17 protein-coding genes are annotated in these 9,972 nt (G+C 33.1%); all 17 read right to left on the bottom strand.

Features of this window, described 5'->3' with window-relative positions; translation table 11 throughout:
• Positions 1-62: 62 nt before the first annotated feature.
• Complete coding sequence (locus HCCG_RS10975; protein ID WP_230197961.1) at positions 63-278, bottom strand: hypothetical protein; 216 nt, start codon at positions 276-278, stop codon at positions 63-65.
• Positions 279-286: 8 nt separating this feature from the next.
• Positions 287-802, bottom strand: a complete 516-nt coding sequence (locus HCCG_RS10970) for a hypothetical protein (RefSeq protein ID WP_230197960.1) — start codon at positions 800-802, stop codon at positions 287-289.
• The gene (locus HCCG_RS10965) at positions 774-1,262 is read right to left on the bottom strand and encodes a hypothetical protein (protein ID WP_015453682.1); all 489 of its coding nucleotides are present in this window, start codon (positions 1,260-1,262) and stop codon (positions 774-776) included. Before HCCG_RS10965 ends, HCCG_RS10970 begins: the two co-directional genes overlap by 29 nt.
• A gap of 109 nt (positions 1,263-1,371) precedes the next feature.
• Entirely contained in the window at positions 1,372-2,202 is an 831-nt protein-coding gene (locus HCCG_RS10960; protein ID WP_002957616.1) for a DNA-methyltransferase, read from the bottom strand.
• A 1-nt stretch (position 2,203) separates the two neighbouring features.
• Entirely contained in the window at positions 2,204-2,986 is a 783-nt protein-coding gene (locus HCCG_RS10955) for a type II restriction enzyme (RefSeq protein WP_002957615.1), read from the bottom strand.
• Between the two features lie 89 nt (positions 2,987-3,075).
• Complete coding sequence (locus HCCG_RS12300) at positions 3,076-3,231, bottom strand: hypothetical protein (protein ID WP_002957614.1); 156 nt, start codon at positions 3,229-3,231, stop codon at positions 3,076-3,078.
• Positions 3,232-3,338: 107 nt separating this feature from the next.
• Positions 3,339-3,980, bottom strand: a complete 642-nt coding sequence (locus HCCG_RS10950) for a M15 family metallopeptidase (RefSeq protein WP_002957613.1) — start codon at positions 3,978-3,980, stop codon at positions 3,339-3,341.
• A gap of 36 nt (positions 3,981-4,016) precedes the next feature.
• A complete protein-coding gene (locus tag HCCG_RS10945; protein ID WP_002957612.1) occupies positions 4,017-4,478 on the bottom strand; it encodes a hypothetical protein in 462 nt (153 codons plus the stop codon).
• Positions 4,478-5,644 carry a T6SS effector amidase Tae4 family protein gene (locus HCCG_RS11780; RefSeq protein ID WP_015453679.1) on the bottom strand — a complete coding sequence of 389 codons (1,167 nt, stop codon included), beginning with the start codon at positions 5,642-5,644 and terminating at the stop codon, positions 4,478-4,480. The genes HCCG_RS10945 and HCCG_RS11780 overlap by 1 nt, the downstream gene beginning before the upstream one ends.
• A 98-nt stretch (positions 5,645-5,742) precedes the next feature.
• The gene (locus HCCG_RS10930; RefSeq protein ID WP_002957610.1) at positions 5,743-6,177 is read right to left on the bottom strand and encodes a hypothetical protein; all 435 of its coding nucleotides are present in this window, start codon (positions 6,175-6,177) and stop codon (positions 5,743-5,745) included.
• Positions 6,174-6,896 carry a type VI secretion system amidase effector protein Tae4 gene (locus HCCG_RS10925; RefSeq protein ID WP_002957609.1) on the bottom strand — a complete coding sequence of 241 codons (723 nt, stop codon included), beginning with the start codon at positions 6,894-6,896 and terminating at the stop codon, positions 6,174-6,176. Before HCCG_RS10925 ends, HCCG_RS10930 begins: the two co-directional genes overlap by 4 nt.
• Before the next feature lies 1 nt (position 6,897).
• Positions 6,898-7,095: a hypothetical protein gene (locus HCCG_RS10920; RefSeq protein ID WP_230197959.1), complete on the bottom strand. Its 198-nt coding sequence runs from the start codon at positions 7,093-7,095 to the stop codon at positions 6,898-6,900.
• A 155-nt stretch (positions 7,096-7,250) separates the two neighbouring features.
• Positions 7,251-7,628 (bottom strand): hypothetical protein, encoded by a 378-nt coding sequence (locus HCCG_RS10915; RefSeq protein WP_002957607.1) that lies wholly within the window; start codon positions 7,626-7,628, stop codon positions 7,251-7,253.
• A 230-nt stretch (positions 7,629-7,858) separates the two neighbouring features.
• Complete coding sequence (locus HCCG_RS10910; RefSeq protein ID WP_002957606.1) at positions 7,859-8,362, bottom strand: hypothetical protein; 504 nt, start codon at positions 8,360-8,362, stop codon at positions 7,859-7,861.
• A gap of 66 nt (positions 8,363-8,428) precedes the next feature.
• Complete coding sequence (locus HCCG_RS10905) at positions 8,429-8,962, bottom strand: hypothetical protein (protein ID WP_002957605.1); 534 nt, start codon at positions 8,960-8,962, stop codon at positions 8,429-8,431.
• Positions 8,963-8,998: 36 nt separating this feature from the next.
• Positions 8,999-9,496, bottom strand: coding sequence for a hypothetical protein (locus tag HCCG_RS10900; protein WP_002957604.1), 498 nt, complete (start codon positions 9,494-9,496; stop codon positions 8,999-9,001).
• Positions 9,493-9,972, bottom strand: a 480-nt coding sequence (locus tag HCCG_RS10895; protein WP_002957603.1) for a TIGR02594 family protein, incomplete at its 5' end; no start/stop codon positions are given. The genes HCCG_RS10895 and HCCG_RS10900, both read right to left, overlap by 4 nt.

Below are 9,972 nucleotides of genomic sequence, written 5' to 3'. Positions count from 1 at the left end.
AATACCTATATGCAGAAGTAGAAACAAACAGAGGTTTAGCTCATCTAAGTGATGGAGGATACTTATGTAGAATCTTTTGCCAACACTTTTAGCGTTCTATCGCTTTTTTTGACAAGCAATGAATCGATTGCATTGCCTTTGAGCGCGGATTGTAATGAATGCAAATCGCTTTGATTTACATTTAAAATCTTCACGCTTATAACCGCACCAAAAGCCATAGCAACCGCCACGACAATTAAAATCGCTAAACCTAACTTTTTTATTTTTTGCACTCCCATTTTATGATTCATTCACCAAAATCAATCTGTGATTTGTGGATAAATCCCGCTTTTGCGTCCTTTGTCTTGCGCGTATTTGGCGGGAAATAAATCACTTTATGCCATTTTGATTCTTTATCATACATATCAATTTTTTGATTTTGATTAAATCCTAGCAAACGCGTTTGCGGGACTTTTATTACCAAACTATCGCTAAAATCTTTTTTATAGATTCGCGTTATAATAGCACCATTTGGGGTTTCACGCAGATTTACAAAATCATCGTTTGTTTTAAGTGTCAATGGGCGCACTCCCTGTTCGCTGTATTCTACCAAATATGATTCCGCATTTTTATCCATTTTTTCGCTTAATTTTTTGATAAATTTAATATTATCAGCGACAAGATAGCTTCCACTGCTACACGCAGAATAGTCTGCTATCAAAGCTATATCTTGCTGTTGATTGATCCAAACATCGCTTATATATCCGCTCATATTTGCCACTTCAAACTCCACTTCATAGCCCACCTCCCCTAGCAAATCCATCAAGCAGCCATTTTGGAATCTTTGCTAATACTTCTTTTTGATTGCGCGAAGTGGGCTTTATCTGCAAATACTTACCATTCAAAAAATCCATTTCAGTTGTGGGCAAATCCTTATTTTCAAACCAAGTATAAAAAAATGTATCACAAGCAGCACCACCATAATTTGTCTCAATGGTAAGCGTGCCTTTTAGCTTAATGGGAGCTTTTAGGCGATAGGGACAAGTTCTTTGGGCTTCATTGTTAAAGCAAGTCCATTTCGCGACTTTTTGCCCTTTGTCATTTGTGATGATTTCATACCACAAAGGCGTGAAGTGCTTTTTAGCAAAAGCAAGTCTTACCAAAGCATCAGGTGAATCATCATAATAAAGAGCTTTGGCTAAAAATTGTAGCCAATATTCATTTTGCTCTTTTTTGATTTGCTCTAATCTTTCTAAACTAATAATATCCTCATCCTCTGCCACCGCTTATTTGCCAACAAGCAAAGGCATAGAATCATTAAAATTTTGCTTATATTTTGCATTTTTTATCGCTCCATTATTTTAATTTAGATTCGTGCCAATCTTGCAAATCTTATAGTGCATTTTCAAATAAACTTTGTTCTTTATTTGCGCTATTTTCATAGTTTTTTCGCGCAAAATTTGGCAATCTAAATTCATTTTTTATCGTCCCATTTGATTGTAGCCTATCATTTATCATTTCAAAATAGGGCTTATGCAACTCACAGCTTATCCATTTGCGTTTGAGATTTTCACATAATAAAATTTCCCCTCCACTTCCGCCAAAAAGCACAAACACGCTATCGCCTTCATTTGTACAGGATTTGATAAACATTTCTACAAGTGGAGCTGGAATCTGACAAGAATGAAAGGTTTTGTCTTTGCTTACATTTTTAACTAAATCAAAATAAAACCACGAGTAAGGCATTCTGCCCTTGTGTCCGTCAGCTAACCGCTGCAAAATTCTTTTGTCTGTGGGATTTTGATAAGGCAGGGCGATATTGTCTTTGTAGAAATGATTGTTTTTTGACTTTGTGGCGTGGATAATGCTTCTGTGTGCGGTAGTGAGACGCCGTTTGCTATGCCCGACATTTGTGTTATATACCCATACATATTCGCTCACATCATACGCAAGGCTATCTAAACATTTCACCCGTAAATAAGCATTTTGCTTTGGATAGTTCATTAAAAATAAATTTCCGCTAGGTTTTAGCACTCGCAAACACTGCGTTGCTAACTCGCAATACCACGAAATATAATCCTCCCATTTTTGCGTGTATTTGCTACCATTGTAGTTGATACCGACATTATAATCAGGGTCGCTCCAAATCATATCCAAGCACTCATTTGGCAGGGATTTAAGAATTTTCAATGTATCGTCATTATAAATTTTATTCCATTCCATTTTAGCCCCTTGTCAAAATATATTCTTTTGATTTTAAAAATTTGATTGAATCAAGTTGCAATGGTTTTTCAAAAGTGTAGGCAAAAAACCTTAAACTATTTTCATTTCGCAACAAATAGCAACAAATGATATTTTGCAAAGGTAAATTTGAGTTGTAATAATACAAAAATGGGTGATAAATTTGATAAATATTAAAATCTTTTGGTTTGCCATTTTTTGCTTCAAAAACAGCTACGACTGCATTAAATTCGAGCGTTAAATCGATTTCAATTTGCTGATTTAAGGCTATTATTTGCTCGTTTTCAAAAGAGTATTCAAGTGTAGTTTTTGTGCGGTGTGGAAAATAAGTTTTGGGGCGTTTTTGAATGGGTAAATTTTCAAATTCCAAGTCCCCACCAAAGACAAAATCGTGCAAAATGTGCTGATTGTTCGCCACACTTAAAATATTGCTTTCGCTATCGTTGTATTCATTAAGCAAACTTTTTTTATAAATCCATTCTATCCTTTCTTGTATCGGCTCAAATGTATGATAAAGTTTGCTTATACTTTTGATAAATTTGTGATTTCCGCTGCCTAAATGAAGCAAACAAATGTCTTGTTCTTTAAAAAATGATGGCAATTTATCGCTAGAATCAAGTTTTGTAGCGTCAAATGGGTTGCCAAATTCGTGTTTTTTAGCAAAATCTTTAACTAAATCATTGTGAAATACAAAATCATTTCGTGCTTTGCAATGATTATATAAATCTAGCAAGACAGAGTGCTTTTTGTTTGTCATATTTTGCATTTTTGTCCTTTTTAAAAATTAAAATGTGATTTTAGCAAAAAATTTTTAGATTCGCGCCAATCTTGCAAATCTTGCCCAGATTCACGCCTTCACGCCCTTTCATATTTTTCAATGATAAATTTCAAAATGAGCGCGATGATTGAAAGTAGCGTTAGCACACTTGCCACTGCAAACGCCGCCGTGTAGAGATAATCATTGTAGAGAATCTCAATGTATAAAGGCATCATTGCATAGATGAATCTCAAAGTTGCCTTTGTTGCTAAAAGTATCTTGGATTTGATTAAGTTTTAGTTTGATTCCAAAGGTGGAGTAAGTTTTGTTTGGATAATTGTAATAAATCTCACGCTTGCATTTATGGCAAATCAAGTATGGGATATTTTTCACGAATTTGAGTTTTATTAAGTGGCGGAGAATCTTGCGAAAAGTCCGCTTCATAATGCCACCATTCGCTTTTAATTCCCCTAAATCCAGCCTCTTTCATTATCGCTTTTAGCCTCTCTCTATTAGCACATTTTTGAGAATCTGCTTTGGGGCATTTATAATCACTAAATGCCTTTTGGCTAAACTCATCAAACTCGCTAGGCATCGCTAAAATCTCACCATTTTCATTTGCCAATCCAACATCAAGTGCGATTGCTCGCGAATGATTTGAGCCATTTTTATACGGATTTGCCACAAATCGCTCATCACTTATCTTTTCCCGCGCTTTTATTTGTGCGCTATGCGGACGAAAGCAGTCAAAAAATACGATTTTTACTCGCTCCCTGCTTGCAATCTCGCTAAGCATTTTTGCGCGCTCACTCAAATCATTATGTAAAAAGCATTTATCTAATCCAAAATGTTCGTAAAGATTCACGCCCATAAAATTATCTATCGTGCCATATCGTAAATCGTGGATAAAATTACTAGATTGCGCTTGAAATAGATTTGGGTAAATGGGATTGGCAAATATTTCACACACAAGCACACAGCAAATCACTACGATTCGCTTCATTTTATCTTTTGAGATTTTGTTTCTTTGCACTTTGCCTCACTTACACTCTTTGCAGTATTTTTTTATGATTCGCTCTACTTCGGCGTCAAATTCTTTATTTTCATACACCAAATCAAAGCAAGCATTTACATAACCCTTATGCGAAAATTCGACAATAACCTTATAATATTCATCTATATATGCTTTTACTTCATCTAATGCCTCACCTCCCAAAAGCCTTGTCATATTATCTATATGTCTTAGGTTTATTATATCTTGTGGCATTTTTTTACCACAGCCTGATGACATAGTTTTATCCACACTTGAAGTGTATTTTAAGCAATGGGCTAAAGCCCATCTTTTATAGTATTTGATTGGATTTTGTATAAAAGACTTTTCAGCAATGCTTTGCTCTGTGCTTCCACTTTTAGTGCAAGAGTAAGTGTCGGCTAATGTAGGGGGTTCAGCATTTGCGCTAAAAATAAGGCATAACAAAATAGTATAAAGCAATTTTTTCATTATGAAAACTCCCAAAAATAAAGTGTTTTTACAAAAACATACTCTCTTTTGTCGGGTAAAAATTCGCTTTCATCGACAAAATCATTATTTTCCCATAGTGTTATATGCCCAAAAGCATCACCCCAAGCCTCTATTTCTAAAGCTATAATGCCTTTTTTGCCGTTTAGATTTGTGTGAAATTTTTCATTATCTTGTCGTATTTCATCGACTCGTGTTTGATTTAATATTTTTTTGTTTAACACTAATTTGTCATAGGATTCATCGTAAAATGTGTGATAAAAATTTGCACCATTAGTTGCTGAATATGTTTCTAACTCTCCAAAATGTTCGCTTTCTTTTAAAAATGTTACCATATCTTTAACTTTTATTAAAATCCTATCATCATTAGTGTTTTTCCCAGCGTATGCCAAATCGGCAGATTCCATACCTTTTAATCTTTTAATGGATATTCCATAGTCATATAGTGCTTTACTTAGTCTTGCGGTGCAAGTATTTATGCGTTGATATGGGCTATTCATAAACAAATCATAAATAGCCCCCTTGATTCTATAATATCTTATTTCAGCATCAATAAAATCCTTTTCTTCATATCTAAAAATATTATCTTTGCTTTTTACCCACCTATCTAACCTACCTTCTTCTTGCTCTATCCTATTTTTAGATTCTATTCTGTCGTTAGTGTTTATTTTGTGCATATTGAGATAATATTTCTTAAATTTTTCCCATTCTTGCCATTTTACAAAATCTCTAATTGCCATATCATCATTACTTGCATATCGTTGTGGTAGTGGTGTTAGTATTTCACTAGAATCTTCGCTAGATTCGCCTAAATCTGCATTAAATTCATTTGAATTATCGCTAATTTCATTCACAGATTCGGCTATATCCTCATCAATCTCAAATATATCCTTTGCTTTTGGTTCTCCTTGTAAGATTAAAGATGAGCCTTTATCTGTGATGACTTGAGAGATTGCTTGGGCTAAAACTATTTTTTGATTATCTATTTCTAGTAAAGATGAAGTGATAGAATTTGGGATATTAGCTAATTTCGTGCAAGGATTTGGAATGCCAACTATATTATTAGTGCAGCCTATAATGACAGCATTTGCTAAATCTTGCAAACTTATCAATCCAGCGTCATTATTATTAGAATCTTGCACACACATTAAATCTTTTGTGCTTGATTGAAATATGACTTTGCCTTTGTGGGGGGCATTCTATGCTGTCAGATTCAAGCAAGGGATTTAAAGGTGGCATTATAGATTCACTCACATTCTTTGCAGTATTTTTTTACGATTCGTTCGATTTCGGTGTTAAATGAATAGCTCTCATAAATTGATAGGCATATACCTGCGCTTTCACGCTTATTGCAATTATTGCCACAAACTAATTGATTTGATGTTTTTTTCTCTTTATCAATAAATACTTTTAGTTCGTCAAAAACTACCTTTGAATCCATTATTTTTATGTAGTTAAAACAATTAGCTTTGGCGGATAATCTATAAAGTAAATTTGCAACATATTCCTCATCAGCTAAATTCAAACAATAAAAAAATCCCAAATTTTTAAGCGCTTGTTTTTTATTAACTTCACCTATGCCACTTTCTTTTACTGGAACACAATCTTGCGAAAAAGCAACACATATATAGCAACCAGCAAAAGACAAAGCAAGTAATATCTTGTGCAATTTTTTTATCATTTTAACTCCCAAAATTGAAAATCTTTTACTTCATATTTGCCGTTTAAATAATTATTGCTTATTGCGGAATCTTCAAATGTTTTACTTGCACCATTCCACAAAGTAGTATGCCCTCTTGCATCGCTAAATCCCTTAATCCTCATTACTACAATGCCACTTTTTCCAAACTGACTAAACTTTTCGTCATAAAACTTTTTAGTTTGACTTGCATTTGAAAAAGTTACTATGTTATATGGTTTGTCGCTATTGCCCCAATTTAGAGTTAAAAAATTCCTTATACCATAAATTCCTAAATAATATAAATTGCTATCAGCCCCATAAAATCTTTGATTTTCATATTTAAGATTTCCTGTATTGATGGGCAATTTTTTATTTTTTATCAAATATTTGTTATCAAGTAAATAGCTATAATTTAGTGCGTAACTAATACGCAATGCGCAAGAGTTAAGCGATTCTCTTTGCACTTCATTGGGCTTAATCCCTTGCGTTTTTTGTCTTTTGATTAGTGCCTCATTGCTTAAAAATTCTTTGTATGGTTCTCCGCCTATGTGTTTAAATACTGCTTCGGCACATTCTTTATCGGTTTTTCCTTGTATTTTAAGTTTTTTAAAAATTTCATTTACCTCTGCGTATGCCTTTCTTACACTTGCCCAACTTGGTCGTTTGCATTCTATGCTTGTAGATTTATTTCCACAAGTGGCAGTTAGTATCTCGCTCATTTTAACTCCTATGTTTTATTATATTTGTAATATTTTTTATCGCCGCTTGATTATTTTCTACATTGGCATTTAATATAAAAATGCCATTTTTTGTATTAAGTGCAATTTCTATCTCTTCCCCATTCTCATACCTACTTGTAACGATATGTAAATTCATATCATTGCTATGCCTTGAATCATCGTCCCCTAATTTTATCATTTCTTTTCCATAACTAAAATACATTTCTAGGATTTCTTTTTGGGAATCTTGTGTGGATTGTGAATCTTTGCTTGATTTTGCATTAGATTTGTTTAAATCTGCACTTGAATCTACGCTAGATTTTTCACTCTCATTGTCATTTTGTGCATTCTCTACTATATCCTCTCATCAATCTCAAATATATCCTTTGCTTTTGGTTCTCCTTGTAAGATTAAAGGTGAGCCTTTGTCGGTTAGGACTTGTGAGATTGCTTGGGCTAAGACTATTTTTTGATTATCAATTTCTAGTAAAGATGAAGTGATAGAATTTGGGATATTAGCTAATTTCGTGCAAGGATTTGGGATTCCAGCTATATTATTGGTGCAGCCTATAATGACAGCATTTGCTAAATCTTGCAAACTTATCAATCCAGCGTCATTATTATTAGAATCTTGCACACACATTAAATCTTTTGTGCTTGATTGAAATATGACTTTGCCTTTGTGGATACATTCTATAATGTCAGATTCAAGCAAGGGGTTTAAAGGTGGCACAGATGACTTTCCTTTTGAATTTTTATTAAATTTAGAATTATTTGTAATGTTATGCTTTAAATATCATTAATTTATGAATTTAAATTTATAAACTTATTTTATCATAAGTTTGATTAAAAGTTAATATATAAACTCTTAACAATAAAAAGTGTGATTTACAAATATCTTTTATCTCGCACATTTTAATCATAATTTTTTTCCTTTATTTTTTTGCTGTTTGTATTTATATTTCATACTTCATCTAAAATCTCAATAATCTTTTCATAATTTTGAACAGCATTAGAATCACCATTAGATTTTGCCTCATTTAGCTTTTCATTAGCGTAGTCGCACAAACTCTCTATATCATCGTCTATTATATGATTTTTAAGCAAAAATTCAAGTGCCTTTGCATTTGCCAAATCTATGGCTTGCTGCTCAAAAGTAGGCGCACCGATAATGCCATTTAAAAACGCCATATTATGCTCTTTGTCCTTTTCTAATGCTTTGTATATAAGCTCTAACCCAGCAATATCATCTGCCTTAATCATATCAATGATAATATACGCGCTCTCAAAAGCATAAGATTTATTTGTAGCGGCAGGGTTGCTAGATTTATTGTCCCATTTATGATTTCCCCATTGCTTAAACCACTCACTATAAAAAGCGGACTCGGTGTTTTGTGTGCTTTGCATGTGCGCTGAATCTTGCGCATGGCCAAAAATCAACATAAAAGCAAGGATTAGTTTTTTCATTTCATTTTTACTCCTTTCTATCTTGATTCCATTATTATGGATTTGTCTTGCTTTGTGTGTTAAGAATTACCAATCTATACTCCATTGATAGATTACTTCAATATAATCTTTTGTTTGTCTATAAATCGTAATGCTACCACTATCATACCCCATACCAATTACCCAAAATTTCCCTTTAATATCGTGTATGTAATATGTTCCTACTTCGTCATCTTTATTAGATTCTGATTCGCCATAATCATATAAGTTTTTATCGGGCAGTGTTTTCATTTCGTGTTTTTGTCTAAATAAAATATAGGCTTCTTTAATCTCTTTAGCTTTTATAAAATATTTTCTTATACCTATATCCTCTCCATTTACATTTCCACAAGGGAATTCATAGCCACTTGTTCTATATTTACACAAATCAATAAAAACAAGATTATTTTGAGAATCCTTTTGTATTTTAGTTTCATCATATTGCACTAAAAATACTTCTGAAAAAAATTTTTCTCTTTCATCTATCATTGTTATTGCTTGAGTGTCATCGATTTTTATTATCGCCCCATATAAACTACCACAAAACAACACAATAAATACAGCATATTTTTTCACAATCATATCCTTTATTTAAAATTTTTACCAACTTTGTCATTTTTACTCCTTACTAACCCTATAAAAAATTTTATTTTTTAGCACAATACCTTTAAGCGACACACAATCGCTTAAATTTCCACTGATTGTTAGTCTTTGTTCTTTATCATTTTCATCTATGGGCTCATCTTGGATTCTAATCGACAAAGTGCATTTGCCTTTATCATAGCCCTCATTCCAAAATTCTACCGCGTCATAACCAACGCCATTTTCCGCAGTATCACTCTCACCGCCAAGATAGCTATTTGGATGGACATTTGCCCTGTCTTTGAGAAGCAATTTTCCATTGTGGATTATCTCAAAATCTATCACCCTAAACATAAAATAATCGCTCATTTCTGCAATCCACTTTTTTGTGCCTTGCAACTCTTGAATCTTGATTGTTATGCCATCATTTTGTTTGGATTTAAAAGTGTGAATCTGTGCTTGATTTGTGGCTAGATTCTCCGCACCAAACGCTACACTACACGCTAAAAATATAAATGCTAGTAGTTTTTTCATCTTGTTTTTTCTCCTTTGTTTATTGTATTGCTATTAAGCGTAGGTAATGTGTAGTTGGGAACATATTCTTTTGGATATACAAAATATTGAAAGAAATTTTTGCTGTATGCTGTGTGTTTAACCGAATCGTTTTGATTACCACCTAAACTCACCAAATATCCATTTTCCGTTTTTCCAACTATAAAGCCAACATGTCCATATCCATTTGGTTTTATATGAACGCCTATGCAACCATAAGCTGGTTTGTCTAATTTTTGACCCCAATCTTTCCAAGACCTAGCAGCTGCACTATTTGTTCCTTTAATTCCTGCTTGCGTCATAACCCAATTTACAAAACTAGAACACCAAGCCGTTTCATCGTCTTTAAATTTTCCTGTCGTGGAGTGATATTCTATAATTCTAGGATTGTGTATATTTCCTTTTATCTCTAAAACTCCTAATTCTTTTTTTGCTATTGCTATCCATAATAATTCACT

The organism is Helicobacter cinaedi CCUG 18818 = ATCC BAA-847 (assembly GCF_000155475.1).
Classification (GTDB): Bacteria; Campylobacterota; Campylobacteria; order Campylobacterales; family Helicobacteraceae; genus Helicobacter_C; species Helicobacter_C cinaedi.
Note: the sequence above shows the minus strand (reverse complement) of the source record. Positions and strands in the feature narration are given on the sequence as shown.